At 39.8% G+C, this 16820-nt stretch carries 17 protein-coding genes; 14 read left to right on the forward strand and 3 right to left on the reverse strand.

Annotation, left to right across the window (positions count from 1 at the left end; genetic code table 11):
• Positions 1 to 2 precede the first annotated feature (2 nt).
• From QUF91_RS03050 to QUF91_RS03100, 11 genes are all read left to right on the forward strand, one after another.
• Positions 3 to 1361, forward strand: coding sequence for an acetyl-CoA carboxylase biotin carboxylase subunit (locus QUF91_RS03050; RefSeq protein WP_289416812.1), 1359 nt, complete (start codon positions 3 to 5; stop codon positions 1359 to 1361).
• A 79-nt stretch (positions 1362 to 1440) separates the two neighbouring features.
• On the forward strand, positions 1441 to 1653 hold the full coding sequence (locus QUF91_RS03055) for an acetyl-CoA carboxylase biotin carboxyl carrier protein subunit (RefSeq protein WP_031418413.1): 213 nt from the start codon (positions 1441 to 1443) through the stop codon (positions 1651 to 1653).
• Between the two features lie 12 nt (positions 1654 to 1665).
• Positions 1666 to 2583: a hydroxymethylglutaryl-CoA lyase gene (locus QUF91_RS03060; RefSeq protein WP_289416813.1), complete on the forward strand. Its 918-nt coding sequence runs from the start codon at positions 1666 to 1668 to the stop codon at positions 2581 to 2583.
• Positions 2580 to 3362: an enoyl-CoA hydratase gene (locus tag QUF91_RS03065; protein ID WP_289416814.1), complete on the forward strand. Its 783-nt coding sequence runs from the start codon at positions 2580 to 2582 to the stop codon at positions 3360 to 3362. The genes QUF91_RS03060 and QUF91_RS03065 overlap by 4 nt, the downstream gene beginning before the upstream one ends.
• A gap of 169 nt (positions 3363 to 3531) precedes the next feature.
• Complete coding sequence (locus QUF91_RS03070) at positions 3532 to 5070, forward strand: acyl-CoA carboxylase subunit beta (RefSeq protein WP_285398301.1); 1539 nt, start codon at positions 3532 to 3534, stop codon at positions 5068 to 5070.
• Positions 5071 to 5217: 147 nt separating this feature from the next.
• Positions 5218 to 5790, forward strand: coding sequence for a VanZ family protein (locus tag QUF91_RS03075; protein WP_285398300.1), 573 nt, complete (start codon positions 5218 to 5220; stop codon positions 5788 to 5790).
• 365 nt (positions 5791 to 6155) lie between these two features.
• Positions 6156 to 6902, forward strand: a complete 747-nt coding sequence (locus QUF91_RS03080; protein ID WP_289416815.1) for a hypothetical protein — start codon at positions 6156 to 6158, stop codon at positions 6900 to 6902.
• 24 nt (positions 6903 to 6926) lie between these two features.
• Positions 6927 to 7421 (forward strand): Cys-tRNA(Pro) deacylase, encoded by a 495-nt coding sequence (ybaK, locus tag QUF91_RS03085; RefSeq protein WP_285398298.1) that lies wholly within the window; start codon positions 6927 to 6929, stop codon positions 7419 to 7421.
• A 326-nt stretch (positions 7422 to 7747) separates the two neighbouring features.
• Positions 7748 to 8383 (forward strand): YczE/YyaS/YitT family protein, encoded by a 636-nt coding sequence (locus QUF91_RS03090; RefSeq protein ID WP_285398297.1) that lies wholly within the window; start codon positions 7748 to 7750, stop codon positions 8381 to 8383.
• Positions 8384 to 8482: 99 nt separating this feature from the next.
• Positions 8483 to 9559 carry a nucleotide kinase gene (locus tag QUF91_RS03095; RefSeq protein WP_289416816.1) on the forward strand — a complete coding sequence of 359 codons (1077 nt, stop codon included), beginning with the start codon at positions 8483 to 8485 and terminating at the stop codon, positions 9557 to 9559.
• 58 nt (positions 9560 to 9617) lie between these two features.
• Complete coding sequence (locus QUF91_RS03100) at positions 9618 to 10817, forward strand: glycine C-acetyltransferase (RefSeq protein WP_289416817.1); 1200 nt, start codon at positions 9618 to 9620, stop codon at positions 10815 to 10817.
• A 360-nt stretch (positions 10818 to 11177) separates the two neighbouring features.
• On the opposite strand, the gene QUF91_RS03105 is transcribed toward QUF91_RS03100, so the two are convergent.
• Positions 11178 to 12347, reverse strand: a complete 1170-nt coding sequence (locus tag QUF91_RS03105; RefSeq protein WP_289416818.1) for a pyridoxal phosphate-dependent aminotransferase — start codon at positions 12345 to 12347, stop codon at positions 11178 to 11180.
• A 111-nt stretch (positions 12348 to 12458) separates the two neighbouring features.
• Here QUF91_RS03105 and QUF91_RS03110 point away from each other — a divergent pair, with 111 nt between their 5' ends.
• Both QUF91_RS03110 and QUF91_RS03115 read left to right on the forward strand, forming a co-directional pair.
• Positions 12459 to 13253, forward strand: coding sequence for a PhzF family phenazine biosynthesis protein (locus tag QUF91_RS03110; RefSeq protein WP_285398293.1), 795 nt, complete (start codon positions 12459 to 12461; stop codon positions 13251 to 13253).
• 65 nt (positions 13254 to 13318) lie between these two features.
• A complete protein-coding gene (locus QUF91_RS03115; protein ID WP_285398292.1) occupies positions 13319 to 14113 on the forward strand; it encodes a carbon-nitrogen family hydrolase in 795 nt (264 codons plus the stop codon).
• Here QUF91_RS03115 and QUF91_RS03120 read toward each other — a convergent pair.
• Positions 14084 to 14881: a hypothetical protein gene (locus QUF91_RS03120; RefSeq protein WP_289416819.1), complete on the reverse strand. Its 798-nt coding sequence runs from the start codon at positions 14879 to 14881 to the stop codon at positions 14084 to 14086. The genes QUF91_RS03115 and QUF91_RS03120 overlap by 30 nt on opposite strands.
• On the opposite strand from QUF91_RS03120, the gene QUF91_RS03125 reads away from it, so the two are divergent.
• The gene (locus QUF91_RS03125; RefSeq protein WP_289416820.1) at positions 14853 to 15113 is read left to right on the forward strand and encodes a ribosomal eL19 family protein; all 261 of its coding nucleotides are present in this window, start codon (positions 14853 to 14855) and stop codon (positions 15111 to 15113) included. The two genes, QUF91_RS03120 and QUF91_RS03125, sit on opposite strands and share 29 nt — an antisense overlap.
• On the opposite strand, the gene QUF91_RS03130 is transcribed toward QUF91_RS03125, so the two are convergent.
• Positions 15110 to 16678 (reverse strand): PucR family transcriptional regulator, encoded by a 1569-nt coding sequence (locus QUF91_RS03130; protein WP_289416821.1) that lies wholly within the window; start codon positions 16676 to 16678, stop codon positions 15110 to 15112. The genes QUF91_RS03125 and QUF91_RS03130 overlap by 4 nt on opposite strands.
• Positions 16679 to 16820: the final 142 nt, after the last annotated feature.

The following is a 16820-nucleotide window of genomic DNA, read 5'->3' on the forward strand; positions in this document are numbered from 1 at the left end:
TTATGTTCAAGAAGGTTTTAATTGCAAATCGTGGAGAGATAGCTAGACGTGTTATAAGAACATGCAAACGACTAAATGTTCAAACAGTTGCGGTGTATTCCGAGGCAGATGCTGGAAGCTTACATGTTAAGGATGCTGATGAGGCGTTCTGTATTGGAAAGCCACCTGTTGCACAAAGCTATTTAAATATTGATCGTATTCTTGAAGTGGCGAAGGAAAGCGGTGCTGACGCTGTTCATCCTGGCTACGGCTTATTATCGGAAAACGCTGAATTTGCTAAACGTTGTACTGAGGCAGGCTTAGTATTTATAGGGCCAAGCGCAGACGTTATTGCTTCGATGGGTAGTAAATTAGAAGCCCGGAAAACAATGAAGGCAGCCGGTGTTCCAATTGTTGAAGGTGTAGAGACATCAGTGAAAGATGTAACAGAAGCTATTGAAATTGCTTCCCATCTAGGCTATCCGATTATGTTAAAAGCCTCTGCTGGCGGTGGGGGTATCGGGATGCAGCTAGTAGAAAATGCAGAGCAACTGGCAAAAGCATTCGAGGGGAATCAAAAGCGTGCACAGTCATTCTTCGGTGATGGCACGATGTATATGGAACGATTTATTGCTAATCCTCATCACGTCGAGGTACAAATTATTGCGGATCATGATGGCAATGTCGTACCACTATTTGAACGTGAATGCTCGATTCAGCGTAGAAATCAAAAAGTGGTTGAGGAAGCACCTTCTCCATTTATTTCTGAAGAAACAAGAACACGTATGCTAGATGCGTCAGTCAAGGCAGTTCAACATATTGGGTATGTTAATGCAGGAACGATTGAGTATTTAGTAGATGAAGAGCAAAACTTTTATTTCTTAGAGATGAATACGCGTCTACAGGTGGAGCATCCAGTGACTGAGGAAATTACGAAGCTGGATCTTGTGGAGGAGCAATTAAAGATTGCTGCAAAACAATCATTAGCATTTACACGTGACAGCATTCAAAGAGATGGGCATGCGATTGAAGTACGCATATATGCTGAAAATCCTTCGACATTTTTCCCTTCTCCAGGCACAATCACGACTTTTGAATTACCTACAGGTGAGGGGATTCGCCATGAATGTGGCGTAGAGGCAGGCACTGCGGTAACACCTTTTTATGATCCGATGATTAGCAAATTAGTAGTGTGGGGAGAAACACGTGCAATTGCGTGTGAAAGACTTATTGAAGCATTGAATGCGTATAAAGTAGAAGGAATTCAAACGAATATTCCAATGCTTTTAAAAACAGTCACACATGAACAATTTTTAAAGGGCTATACAACAACTAAATTTGTGGATGACTATTATCTACCTCAATTAGCAGAGACAAAATAAAGACTCGGGCTGTCCATATAACTTCTGTTTGGAGGAATATTTCAGACAGCCCAGTTACTAAATATGTGGAGGGATTACAATGGCAACAGTTAAAGCGAGCATGGCAGGAACAGTATGGAAAATCGTAGTAGCAGAAGGCGAGAAAGTGACAGCAGGACAAGATGTGGCAATTTTAGAGTCGATGAAAATGGAAATTCCTATTGCAGCAGAAGAAGATGGCGTTGTAACAAAAATCATTGCCAATGAAGGGGATTTCATAAACGTTGATGATGATATTTTAGAAATCGAATAAGGAGGCTTCTTGATGCAGCTACCAAAGCATGTAACGTTAAAGGAAGTAGGTCCCCGTGACGGTTTACAAAATGAGAAGACGCATATGACAACTGCCGATAAAGTACAGCTAGTGAATTTACTTAGTCAAACTGGATTGAATTATATCGAGGTAACGTCCTTTGTGCATCCCAAATGGATTCCGCAGCTGGCAGATGCAGTGGAAGTACTACAAGCCATTAAACGCCAAAAAGATATAACGTATGCAGCACTAGTCCCGAATATGCGTGGCTTAGAACGTGCATTGCAGGCTGATGTAGATGAAGTGAGCGTTTTTATGTCGGCGAGTGAAAGTCATAATGAAAGCAATATTAATAAAACAATTAATGAAACATTTCCTATATTAGAGGAAGTAGTTGTAGGGGCAAAGGCAGCACATAAAAAAGTGCGAGGTTATATCTCAACAGTGATTGGATGCCCGTATGAAGGCTACATACAACCAGAAAAGGTTTTGCGAGTAACAGAAAAATTATTAGAAATGGGCATCGATGAAATTTCACTTGGTGACACGATTGGTGTTGGCGTACCAACACAGGTGGAAAGTCTTTTAGAGGAATTACTAAAAAGATATCCGGCAGAAAATTTTGCGATGCATTTTCATGATACACGTGGCACGGCATTGGCAAATATTGTGAAATCCTTAGAAATGGGGATGACCAAATTTGATAGTGCACTTGGTGGGCTTGGGGGCTGTCCATATGCCAAGGGAGCATCAGGCAATGTAGCCACAGAGGATTTATTGTATTTATTAGATGAAATGGGTATTAAAACAGGTGTAGAACTAAATAAAGTGCTAGAGGCGACTCAATTTATTGAACAGAAACTAGGGAAGACAGTTGCCTCTAAACAAATGGCAATTGCCCGTAATGAAAGGAGTGCCAGTCAATTATGACGCAACTCGTTCGTTTTGAATTATTAGACGGTAGCATTGGGCTTATTACACTTTCAAGACCCGAAGCTGCGAATGCCATGTCTGTACAATTACTCCAAGAACTTAGTGCAGTACTCGACAAAATTAATGGCGATCCGGCAGTGCGAGTTGTTTTACTGACAGGAGCAGGAGAAAAAGCTTTTTGCGCAGGAGCAGATTTAAAAGAACGTAAAGGGATGCCAGACCGACAAGTCAAGCAAATTGTGCAATTAATCGGTGCAACAGTAGCAAAAGTAGAAGCGCTCGCTCAGCCAGTGATTGCTGTATTAAATGGCGTTGCTTTTGGCGGTGGACTCGAACTAGCGTTAGCCTGTGATTTACGTATGGCAGCTACACATGCAAAAATAGGCCTTACGGAAACCTCTCTCGGTATTATTCCTGGAGCAGGGGGAACACAGCGACTTCCTCGGCTCATTGGCATTGGAAAAGCTAAGGAATTAATTTATACAGCACGTCGATTAAATGCACAGGAAGCAAAAGGCTACGGTATTGTCGAGTACGTTTATGAAGGACATGAAGTACTTGAAAAGGCTCAACAGCTTGCACTTGAAATGGCAAAAAATGCACCGCTTTCTTTAGTACAGGCAAAAATCGCTATGAATCAAGGTGTTGAAGTAGATTTAGCTACTGGTTTAAAAATCGAATCACTTGCATATAATGCTCTGATTCCTACAGAAGACCGTTTAGAGGGCTTGCTTGCCTTCCAAGAAAAGCGAGAACCGCAATATGTAGGGAAATAAGAAATGAAAGCAGTAACCTAGCAACAATGGTATGGAATCAAAAATAAAGACTCTGATTGAATATGGTGGATTTTGAATGGTTTTTTATAAAATCCAGGCATGTTGTTAATTCTTGGCACGAAAGAGAAGTGCTAACGCGTAATCGATTGGGCAAAGGGAGGAATTAAATATGAGCAATGTATCGACAGAAAATACGGCTAAAACAATGAAGGAACAAATTTTAGCAGGTGGTCTACCAAAATATCACGATAAAAATGCACAACAAGGAAAACTATTTGTACGTGAACGACTCGAATTATTATTAGATGATGGGCTTCAATCAGAGGATGGTCTGTATGCAAACTGCTTAGCGGGTGACTTACCGGCAGATGGCGTTGTAACAGGAATCGGTAAAATCCATGGTCGCACTGTTTGCATTTTAGCAAACGACTCGACGATTAAAGCTGGCTCTTGGGGTAAACGTACAGTAGAAAAAATGATCCGTATTCAAGAAACAGCAGAAAAGCTAAATTGCCCTTTACTGTATCTAGTCGATTCAGCAGGTGCACGTATTACAGATCAATTAGAAATGTTCCCTGGTCGAAGAGGAGCAGGGCGTATTTTCTATAATCAGGTAAAGCTTTCAGGTAAAATTCCTCAAATATGCTTACTGTTTGGACCTTCGGCAGCAGGAGGTGCATATATCCCTGCATTCTGCGATATCGTAGTGATGGTGGAAGGTAATGCATCGATGTATTTAGGGTCTCCACGTATGGCGGAGATGGTTATCGGTGAGAAGGTAGATTTAGAAACGATGGGTGGAGCGAAAATGCACTGTTCCGTTTCTGGTTGCGGAGATGTGCTCGCAAAAACGGAGCAGGAAGCTATTACTTATGCGCGTAAATATTTAAGCTATTTTCCAAATAACTATGCAGAGCGCAGTAAGGTTGAGACACCGAAGCCACCAGCTTCATTTGATAAGTCTATTGAAGAACTAATACCAACAAATCAAAACGTTCCATTTGATATGTATAAGTTAATTGAACGTGTTATTGATGAAGATTCGTTCTGTGAAGTGAAAAAATTATTCGCTCCAGAATTAATTACAGGGCTTGGGCGCATTAATGGGCAATCGGTTGGAATTATCGCCAATCAACCGCGCGTAAAGGGAGGCGTTTTGTTCCACGATTCGGCTGATAAAGCAGCAAAGTTCATTTCACTTTGCGATGCGTTTAATATTCCTCTTCTTTTCCTTGCAGATGTACCAGGCTTTATGATTGGTACGCAAGTTGAAAAAGCTGGGATTATACGCCATGGAGCAAAAATGATTTTTGCGATGAGCGAGGCGACTGTTCCTAAATTAACGGTTATTGTTCGTAAAGCATATGGTGCTGGGCTATATGCAATGGCTGGTCCTGCTTTTGAGCCAGACTGCTGTATTGCGCTATCCAACGCACAAATTGCTGTAATGGGCCCTGAAGCTGCAGTCAATGCAGTTTACGCAAATAAAATTGCTGAACTTCCAAAAGAAGAGCAGGCAAGCTTTATTGCAGAGAAACGCAAGGAATATCAAGAGGAAATCGATGTCTACCGTCTAGCTTCAGAGCTTATCATTGACGATGTTATTGAGCCAAATGATTTAAGAAAAGCACTTGAATCACGTTTAGAGCTTTATATGTCCAAGTATTTATTATTCTCAGAGCGCAAGCATGGAGTAAATCCAGTATAAAGCCATTTATAAAAAAGCTGTCTCAATTGAGGCAGCTTTTTAGAATGCAAATGGACGTGTTGGAATATAAATATATGGTTAGCTATTGCATGAGGAGGTAGTGCATATTAAAATAGGGGAGGATAAAGGGAAGTAGGTGGTACAGGCATGCAAAAAAATAACATTTCAAATGTGCAAGGTGATGCCAAGCTACCATTACCTTATCGTGCATTGATAGATACATATTATCTACCAATAAAGATAGCAGGTTGGATATTTTTCAGTATCTATTCAACTATAGCTTTTTATAAATTGGTCATTGATCGTCTAGTGAATGTAGTCATTATGTTAGTCAAGGGTGAATACACTTTTGTAGAATTAGGGCTTTTTGATTATAGTGACTGGCGATTAACAACAAATTTTGTTCCCTTTGAAACAATTCTTCGTTATATAAATTACTCCCAGTATTTTAATCTGGACATCATTATTATCAATTTGCTCGGCAATTTATTAATATTTACTCCGATGGGCTTTTTACTACCATTATTATCGAAAAAATACCGAAAAGCTTGGTCAATTATTTTTGTGGGATTTTTATCCAGCCTAGCGGTAGAAACTGTACAATTTATTTTTAGGGTTGGGTCAACAGATATTGATGACTTGATTTTAAATACGCTTGGCGCATGGCTTGGCTATTTAGCCTATAAAAGTATACTTATTAAACCTAAAAAAAATAGATAGAAACAGTCCTTGCAAAAGGGCTGTTTTTTTGTGGCTCAACACCAAAAGTTATGGTGATGAGCCATTCTTATGGTGAATTCCCACTATTTTAAAAGTGATAACAGTAATAATTTTTTATTGAAATTAATAATTGAAGTAATAAACGAATGGGAAAAACGGATTTCAAGAAAGGTCTTTATGCCTATTTTGTGGAAAGTGAATTATTTCTTTAGGAGGTTAGTAGTAATTTGCTCTTGAATTTAATAAAGAAAATTCCGATAATTAGTGTACAGAAACTGTTCAGATTGTCTATGTATAGTAAATAGAAAATAGAATCATATTTTCTATTTAACTTGCATATTAAATTAGAAAGCCGAGGTGAAAATATGAAACTATCAAACCTAATAGAACAAGAAAGAATTTCATCACACTATAATCGTAAAAAGATTTTGCAGCGAAAAGAAGCGGGTGATGCATATCGAAAAAACGCACTGTATTTTCAGCCCAAGAAAAATCCGGTATTGCTTGAGCTAGAAAATTTACTACTAGGGCACACGGATCAAGACCTCTACGAGCAACAAAAAGAGGAATCAAAAGAAGTGACGCCCCAACAGCAAGCAATCATTCAGGATTTGCAGCAAATGAAAAAGGATGTGCTTGCTCGTGAGCAAACGCAAAAGTCAGATACTCTTGAAGCAGAGCATTTAGATAAAGAAGTGCCAACAGTAGACGATGCAAATGCCAATGAGAAGTTACAAATTCTAGAGCAAGTGCGAAATGCAGCACTAGTACCGCTACAACTATCACCACAGGATTTACGTGTAGCGGCAAGTGCAAATGCTCAAATACAGCACATGCAAGCGCAATTAAATGGCCAAGAAGTTGATGAAAGTGAAATAGATGCTAATGAGCCTGTTTTTGTACGTGAAGTGATTGAAGTCAAAGTGCCAGAACGTTTTTCGAATGAATTGAAATTGGATCCATTTGCAGATACAATTTTCGGTAAGAGTTATGAGGAGGCATTCAAGGCACGAACATTTAAATATGCTTCTGAAAAATATGCCGCTCATATTCAAATGGCGAAAAACGGGTATCAACCAGAAATAGATTCTATGTTCTCTATGATAGCCTAATGCTAGAGATAGGAGATTGTTAACATGGCAAAGGCAAAGCATGCAAAGACAAATGCTATCAGATTGTTGGAGCAGCAAAAAATACAATTTGAAGTAATTGAATATGAGACGGGTGACGGCCAAGTTGACGGAATTTCGGTTGCTGAAAAAATTGGTCACCCAGCTTCTCGTGTTTTCAAAACATTAGTAGCAAAGGCAAGTGCCCAAAAGCTTTTTGTCTTTGTTATTCCTGTGGCTGAAGAGCTTGATTTAAAAGCAGCGGCCAAAGTCGTTGGCGAGAAAAAAATCGAAATGCTTGCTGTTAAAGAGCTACTCGGCTATACAGGCTATGTAAGAGGGGGTTGCTCACCAGTAGGAATGAAGAAGCTTTATCCGACAGTTATTGATGCGTCGGCTCAAGTGCAAGAAAATATTATTGTGAGCGCAGGAAAAATCGGCATGCAAATCCATGTCCAACTAGATGATTTAGTAGCTGTGACAAAGGCAAAGCTCGCACCAATTACTACTACCCAAGAATGATAGGTTGGGTAGTTTTTTTATTTGGGATGTCAGGTAGGTGGCAGATACGCTCAGGCTGAATGGAAAGTGATCGGGTAGCCGGAAGAACCGCTCGGGTTGGATGAGAAAGTGATCGGGTAGCGGGAAGAACCGCTCGGGTTGGGTGAGAAAGTGATCGGGTAGCGGGAAGAACCGCTCGGGTTGGGTGTAAAAATGATCGGGTAGGCCTCAGAACCGCTCGGGTTGAATCTCTTTTCAACGGAATCAACCAAAATTCATAATTCGAGATTTTTGTAGAAAATATGGTAAAGTTAGAGCAATATCATACATAGAAAGAGGAACATGAAATGCGAAAAATTACGGGGTGGCGGTGGACATTTTTTATTGGTGGCTTAATGGTGATGTCACTTGGAATTACAATGTCCATTAAAGGGAAAGTCGTAGGAACGAGCCCTTGGGATGTGTTGCATGTAGGTTTATTTCAGAACTTTGGTTTATCAATTGGTGTTTGGTCTATTTTAACTGGGCTTTTAATTGTTGTTTCAACTTCAATTGTTTTGCGAGAATGGCCAAAGGTAGGGACATGGCTTAATATGTTACTGATTGGGTCATTTATAGATGTTTTTAATTGGATATTGCCGTCCACCAATAGCTATGGCTTACAGGTAACATATTTTGTAGTGGGTTTATTTGTTTTAAGCTTTGGTTGTGGGATGTATATTGCACCGAATATGGGAGCGGGGCCGCGGGATACATTAATGATGATTCTTGTTGAAAAGTTTGGTGGGACAATTAAAACAGCACGAATGGGTATCGAGGTGTTTGTCACAATTGTTGGCTGGTTACTTGGTGGTCCCGTTGGCGTTGGTACGGTGGTCATTGCTTTAACATCAGGCTATATTGTGCAATATTCATTACCTTATTGTCGGAAGGTATTAATGAAGTGTATTGGCAATGTCGAGGAAATGAAACCATTCTATTAAATAGGAAGCTACTTTTATCTGTTAAAGATATAAGTAGCTTTTCATTTTTTTTAAAGTAACTTCATATAATGCATGGCATAAGGTAAAGGGGGAACGATATTGAACGGAAATGTGACCTATTATTTTGGACACGCACTGACTGGGCAAGGGATTAAACATTTATATAAAGAAATGATGGCAGAGGCAGAATTAGTTTATATTTTGCAGGGCGCGCCGACGTTTAAAGGATCGGAGCTGCTTAAAGAGCTCGGTTATTTTTATGTCAAGCAGGGCTTATCAGTGGAGTGGTTTAAGCATGCTTTGCTAGAGGATGTTGTGGAGGCTGTGTACGTTCGAGGGTGTAATCGACTATTTGTATGGTCATCGGAATGGGGGATTGAACCAATTTTTCTCGGAACAAAGCATCGTGTAATGTCATTTTACGATTGTTTAGAAGAAAACCAGCTTGAAAAAATTGGTGAACAGCTCTCTGATGCAATGAAGGAACGAGAATTATGGCGTAAGAAATGTATTTGGATGCTTGATAGAGCTATAAAGATTCATGATGATTGGGAAATAGTCACACAGAGCTGTATGAACTGGCAAGCATTAAATGACCAAGTGGATATTTTAAAGACAGATGTTTTCCAAACAATGGTCTTAAATAAAACAGGAATGCGCACACATCGTTTACTTGGAACATTAACACCAAGGGGCGCCGAAAATACAGTAGAAAGCATGACAAAAAATTTAACTAGAAGATTAATGATTAAAGGCAAGCCAGGTACAGGTAAATCTTCTTTAATGAAGGGAATAGCAGATGAAGCAAATGCGAGAGGGTTAGATGCACAAATTGTTTGGTGTGGCTTAGATGCGAGCTCTGTTGACATGGTCATTATCCCGGAATTAAATTTCTGCATCTTTGATAGTACAGAGCCACATGTATTTGATCCACAGGATGGAAGACTAGGAGATGAAATCTTTGATATAGGAAAACATTGTGCGCTTTCACAGGAAGCGGAGGCTAAAATCGAGGATATACGGGCAAAGTATAAAGAAGCCATTCAGGATGCAATGGGTTATTCCAAGCGATATGCCGAAGCAGAGTATACAGTTCGTCGATTATTAGATAATTGTATATCGTCATCTCATTGGCGAGAAAAAACGGCCCCACTTTTCGAAAGATTAACAAAGTAATTTTTCAAATAGCGTGCTTGTGCTACACTAGGAGCTAGAACAGTTTTCCTAGGAAAGGATGATACGCTTGTCGAAAGTATTGAATGCATTTTTAGATGAAAACCTACAAGCCTTACACAATCAAGGCTTATACAATGAAATTGATCCAGTAGAAGGAGCAAACGGACCGATCATTCAGGTGCGTGGCAAAAACCTAATCAATCTATCTTCAAACAATTATCTTGGCTTAGCAACAAATGAAGAATTAAAGCGTATTGCCAAAGAAACAATTGATAAATATGGCGTGGGAGCTGGCGCAGTTCGTACGATTAACGGCACGCTTGATTTACACGTAAAATTGGAGGAAAAGCTTGCTGAATTTAAAGGAACAGAGGCAGCTATTTCTTACCAATCAGGCTTTAACTGTAATATGGCGGCTATTTCAGCTGTAATGGATAAAAATGATGCGATTCTTTCGGACCAATTAAACCATGCATCCATTATTGATGGCTGTCGTTTATCACGTGCGAAAATTATTGCCTATAATCACTCGGATATGGACGATTTACGTACAAAGGCAAAAGAAGCAACAGAATCAGGCTTATACAATAAAATCATGGTTATTACGGATGGCGTATTCTCAATGGATGGTGATATTGCCAAATTACCAGAAATTGTTGAGATTGCGAAAGAGTTTGATTTAATTACGTATGTTGATGATGCACACGGCTCAGGTGTAACTGGTAAAGGGAAGGGTACAGTGAAGCATTTCGGTTTAGAAAAAGAAATCGACTTCCAAATTGGTACACTGTCTAAAGCAATTGGCGTTGTTGGTGGATATGTAGCTGGTAAAAAGAATTTAATTGACTGGCTAAAAGTACGTTCACGTCCATTTTTATTCTCAACAGCATTACCACCAGGCGATGTTGCTGCGATTACAGCGGCAGTGCAAATGCTGATTGACTCAACAGAGCTTCACGATAAGCTTTGGGAAAATGGCAACTATTTAAAAGCGGGTCTTGCTAAGTTAGGCTTTAATATTGGCGAATCTGAAACACCGATTACACCATGTATTATTGGCGATGAAAAGCTTACGCAGGAGTTTTCACATCGTTTATTTGAAGAAGGTGTCTACGCGAAATCAATCGTTTTCCCAACGGTTCCTAAAGGCACAGGACGTGTTCGTAATATGCCTACAGCGGCGCACACAAAAGAAATGCTAGACGATGCGCTAGCAATCTATGAAAAAGTTGGCCGTGAGCTAGGTGTAATTCAATAAAAAATTGGGCTGCCTCAATAGTGAGGTAGCCCTTTTTTGAGGTTGAGACGGATAGAATGGCTAAAGGGACGGATAGCTAGGCTGAGTTGACGGATAGAATGGCTAAAGGGACGGATAGCTAGGCTGAGTTGACGGATAGAATGGCTAAAGGGACGGATAGCTAGGCTGAGTTGACGGATAGAATGGCTAAAGGGACGGATAGCTAGGCTGAGTTGACGGATAGAATGGCTAAAGGGACGGATAGCTAGGCTGAGTTGACGGATAGAACGGTCAAAGCGACGGATAGCTACTCCAAAGTGACGGATAGAAATGCAAAAATGACCGATTGACTTATTGAGGTCAGGCAGGCGAAAGAAGCGTTCATGAACTAAATAAGTTTAATTTTTCAATTCTGCTAATTGCTTCACGTAAGCGTTCTTCACTAACGAGTAAACCAACTCGCACATAACCTTCGCCATATTGACCAAAGCCATTGCCAGCAGCTACGGCGATATTAGCCTTGTCGAGTAATAAATCGGCAAATTGCTCGCTCGTATAACCTAATGGAACAGGGAGCCATGCAAAGAAAGAGCCTTTTGGTGCGGTTACTTGCCAACCAATTCGCTGTGCTTCTTCGATAAGAACGTTTCGACGACGTTCATAAGTTGCTCTTAGCTCATCCGCACAACTCTGGGAAGTAGTAAGCGCAACTGCTGCGGCTTGTTGCACTGCAGGGAATTGACTACAAAATAGATGATCTTGAATAAGGTTGATAGCTGCAATAATATCTGGGTTACCAACTGCAAAACCAATACGCCAGCCTGCCATATTATACGTTTTGGATAATGTATACATTTCAATGCCGACATCTTTTGCACCGTCAGCCTGCAGGAAGCTGATAGGTTTATTGCCATCGAATCCAATCGCCCCGTAGGCAAAATCATGTGATACGATAATATTGTGCTCTTTTGCAAAGCGTACTGTTTCCTCGAAAAATTCAAGGGTTGCAGTACCTCCAGTCGGGTTATTTGGGTAATTCAAGTAAAGAAGCTTTGCCTTTTCTTTCGCTTTATCAGATAAAGCATGATAATCCGGTAGGAAACTATTTTCTGCAAAAAGTGGCATGACTTCAAAATGAACATCACCTAATACGACACCTGATAAGTAGTCTGGATAGCCAGGATCAGGTAATAGTATTGTATCGCCAGGATTTAAAACAGCTAACGGTAGCTCAACAAGACCAATTTTCGTACCACCGAGAATAGCTACCTCAGTCTCGGGATCAATGTCAACATTGTATTCACGTTTGTAAAAATCAGCTGCTGCTTGACGTAACTCTGCTAAACCACGAAATGGAGAGTATTTATGATTTTGAGGATTTTCAACTGCCTCCTGTAGTGCTTTAGTAATGTGTGGAGGAGTGGGTTGATCTGGATTACCTTGACCAAGATTGATAACATCGCGCCCTTCTGCTAGAGCAGCGTTTACTTTTTGCACGAGTGCTGCAAAAAATTGAGTTGGGAGTTGCTGTAGTTTTTTTGAGAATTCCATGCACGTCCACCTTTTTCAGAATATAATAATAATTATTAATGAATACTATTACTTTTTTTATTAATTGTCTAGAGTCTTTTCAGTACTACAGGTGATATGGGGTGAAAAAAATTGAACAAAGTCTCATATTTTATCGTCAATGCTTTTACTACAGAACTTTACAAGGGAAATCCAGCTGCAGTATGTTTACTTGATTCAACAATACCTGAGTTAACTATGCAGAAAATTGCTCAGGAGATTTCCGTACCAACAACAGCTTTTGTCCAAAAGAAGGATAATGATTTTTTTCTTAGATGGTTTACGCCAGCAAAGGAAATACCGATTTGTGGACATGGAACAATTGCCAGTGCTTTTTTACTTTGGCAACAAGGGATTGTGCCCGTCAATTCTTCAATTACATTCCAGACTTTAAGTGGTCCTATGAAAGCAATTTGGTTTAATGAACTAGTTGAAATAACGATTAAGAAGTATCGGTTAGAAGAGATTGACTGTCCTTCGGAGCTTGAAGAATGGCTTGGAATGAAACCGACATATGTAGGGAAAACAGAATTGGATTATATAGTGGAATTAAGTGACGAAGAGTATATTGCAGATTTTAAAGCTGATTTTCCTGCGATGAAACAGTTTCCTGTACGTGGTGTTTGTATAACGAGTGTTGCTAAGGATGAGGGAATTGACATTGTCTCAAGATTTTTTTCCCCAGCACAAGGTATTGATGAAGACCATGTAAATGGTTCCACTCATGGAGCATTAGGACCTTACTGGTGTGAAAAATTATCAAAGGAAAGGATTGTTAGCAAACAGCTTTCAAAACGTGGTGGATTATTATACGTTACACCAAAAATAAAAGATGTTGCAATTGCGGGTTCGGCAGTTCGAATATTAAGTGGTGAACTAGTAATCTAAAACGATAGGTTTTTTATTGTAGTATAATGCAATACAGAAAAGCACAAACAAGAGGAGGAATAGAAATGAAAATTGGTTGTATCCAATTAAATGTAGGCTTTGGCAAAGTAGAAGAAAATTTTGCTCGCGCGGAGGAAAAGATTCGTGAAGCTGCAAACCAAGGTGCAGAAATTATTGTACTACCAGAAATGTGGAATACAGGTTACGCACTTGAAAAATTAACAGAGCTTGCAGATGTGGATGGAGAACGTTCAAAAGCATTTTTATCAAACTTAGCGAAAGAGCTTGGCGTACATATTGTTGGTGGCTCTGTTTCAACGAAGAAAGGCGATAAATTTTACAATACGATGTATACGTTTGATAAATGTGGAGAGCTAGTAGGCGAATATAGCAAGGCACATCTTTTCCGTTTAATGGACGAGCATTTATATTTAGAAGCTGGGGATGAAATGAATCGTTTTGCACTTGGAGACATCGAGGCTGCGGGAGTGATTTGCTATGATATTCGCTTCCCAGAATGGCTACGCGCTCACGCCTTAGAGGGTGCCAAGGTATTATTCGTGCCAGCACAATGGCCGACACCACGTATCGATCATTGGAAAACATTGCTACAAGCACGTGCCATTGAAAATCAATGTTTCGTCATCGCTGTTAATCGTATATCGAAAAAGGTAGAAAACTTCAATGGTCAATCAATGATTATCCAGCCATGGGGTGAAGTGCTGTGGGTTGGCGCAGAGGACGAAGAAGTAGCTGTAATCGACGTGGACTTTTCGATTGTCGATGAAGTACGAGGCAGAATCCCTGTTTACGACGACCGCAGACCTGGATTATATAGTGGAGTAGTTGCTAAAAATTAGCATGGGGGCACGCTCAAGGAGCAAAGCGATCTTGAGCGTGCTAACTGTAAACATCGCTGATAAAAAGGTAAACAACGCCGCTAAATCGATGAATACCGCCGCTAAATCGATGAATACCGCCGCTAAATCGATGAATACCGCCGCTAAATCGATGAATACCACCGCTAAATCGATGAATACCGCCGCTAAATCGATGAATACCACCGCTAAATCGATGAATACCGCCGCTAAATCGATGAATACCGCCGCTAAATCGATGAATACCGCCGCTAAATCGATGAATACCGCCGCTAAATCGATGAATACCGCCGCTAAATCGATGAATACCGCCGCTAAATCGATGAATACCGCCGCTAAATTGATGAATACCGCCGCTAAATCGATGAATACCGCCGCTAAATCGATGAATACCGCCGCTAAATCGATGAATACCGCCGCTAAATCGATGAATACCGCCGCTAAATCGATGAATACCGCCGCTAAATCGATGAATACCGCCGCTAAATCGATGAATACCGCCGCTAAATCGATGAATACCGCCGCTAAATCGATGAATACCGCCGCTAAATCGATGAATACCGCCGCTAAATCGATGAATACCGCCGCTAAATCGATGAATACCGCCGCTAAATCGATGAATACCGCCGCTAAATCGATGAATACCGCCGCTAAATCGATGAATACCGCCGCTAAATCGATGAATACCGCCGCTAAACCGGTGAACAACGTCGCTAAATCGATGAATATCGCCGCTAAACCGATGAACAACGCCGCTAAACCGGTGAACAACGCCGCTAAACCGGTGAGCATCGCCGCTAAACCGATGAACATCGCCGCTAAACCGGTGAACAACGCCGCTAAACCGGTGAGCATCGCCGCTAAACCGGTGAATACCGCCGCTAAACCGATGAATACCGCCGCTAAATCGGTGAACACCGCCGCTAAACCGGTGAACACCGCCGCTAAACCGATGAACATCGCCGCTAAACTCGAAAACTAAGATTTTTCCTCAATTAAAGAATTAGCGAGCAACATGAATTCAAGTGTAATCCGATTATGTCCCTTCATGAAGTTTTCCCCTAAGAGACTCTCAAGCTTTTTTAAACGATGATAGAGTGTTTGGCGAACGATGAACAATTGATTGGCTGTTTGTTGTTTGGAGCCATTTGTTTGTAAGTATACCTGCAGTGTTTCGAGTAGCTTGCTGTTATATTTTCTATCGTAGTCAATAACAGGCTGCAAATAATCTTGAATGACTTCCTGTAAATTTACTTGCATCTGTAATTTATAGATTAAGTGATACAAATGTAAGTCATCGTAAAAATAAGATGTTGTTTGTACTTTGCTGCAAATATATAATGTTTCGAGTGCAGTTTGGTAGCTCTTTGGAATTTCTTCTACGTCTGTAACGACTTTGCCGATTGCTATTTGATAACCTTGGCCCATTTGTTTTTTATAAAAGTCGGTTTTTTGGAGAGAAGACACTAACGTATTTAATAATTCGCGACTCGCTTTACTATCCTTCGTATGGAGCAAAATAAAAATGACATAGCTTTTTCTTTCAAATAAAAATGGGATAAAGCCGTTTTGCTCAAAAAGGTTTCGATAGTAGAGCTTACTATAGATAATATCTTCTTGAACTTTAGTGACTGCATTAGGAGAAGCTAACATAAAAACAGCTCCGCTAGAAAGGTTATAGTTAGAATGATGTGTTACGATAAATTTATAAATTTCTTCTTTCGATAGTTTTTGATCTATCCAATCCGCTAAAATAGAGGCATCCTCGATATCCCTTTTCTCCTCAATATAAAATTCCCGCATTAATAGCTGTGCTAACGCAGTAGCTGTTCGATCTAAAATCAGTAATTCGAATTCTGAGAATCGACCATCTTCCCTAAAGAGAGATAAATCTGCATAATGTTGATCCAAAATAAAGATGGGTTCATTTTTAAATACTGGTGCTGATTTTTTCATCTTTAATAGTTGTTGACGCTTATTGTGCGACATATTTGGAAAGAAGATAGGCTCTCGACCTTTAATTGAAAAGATGATTTGTGTTTTTAATTCATTATACATATTGTGTAAAATATCTTCCGTAGTTTGTCCTAAAAGAGCATTTTTATTTAACGTTTGAGAATAGGATTCTAAAGTGGAAATCATTAAATATTGTTGATTCATAATTTGGCTATGTAAATCTTGTGTAATACGGACAAAAGGAACTGTGTCATGAAAAACGATGATAGGGAAGCTATGACGGTTGGCAAGAGATACGATTACTTCTGGGATAGTTTGTATGGAATTCCCGTATTCAATGCACAATGCCGCGCAATTTTTTTCGATTAGGGATTCTACAAAAAATATAAAATCCTCTATGCTATGCTGAAGACTGATCCCTGTTGTTAAAACTAATTCCTCACCAGCTAGAAAATTATCTACTTGGATAATTTCCATGACGTGAGCCCATTTTACAATTCGTAATAAACCATCCTCACCAGCTACGACCTCAGCACTTTGAAAGTATGTATTTTCTAGTACATCCTTCACTTGAAGCTTAAATTGACTCATTTTATCCACCTTCCTTTTAACATGGACTTATAGTTAGTTTTCTTATTAATGTGTGATTTTCGCTAAAATAAACAAAAATATTATATTTTAGGAATATTGAGTCTATTTTACATTATGTTTAAAACAAAAGGATAGAATTTTA

Origin of the sequence: Lysinibacillus sp. G4S2 (assembly GCF_030348505.1) — a bacterium.
Lineage (GTDB): Bacteria > Bacillota > Bacilli > Bacillales_A > Planococcaceae > Lysinibacillus.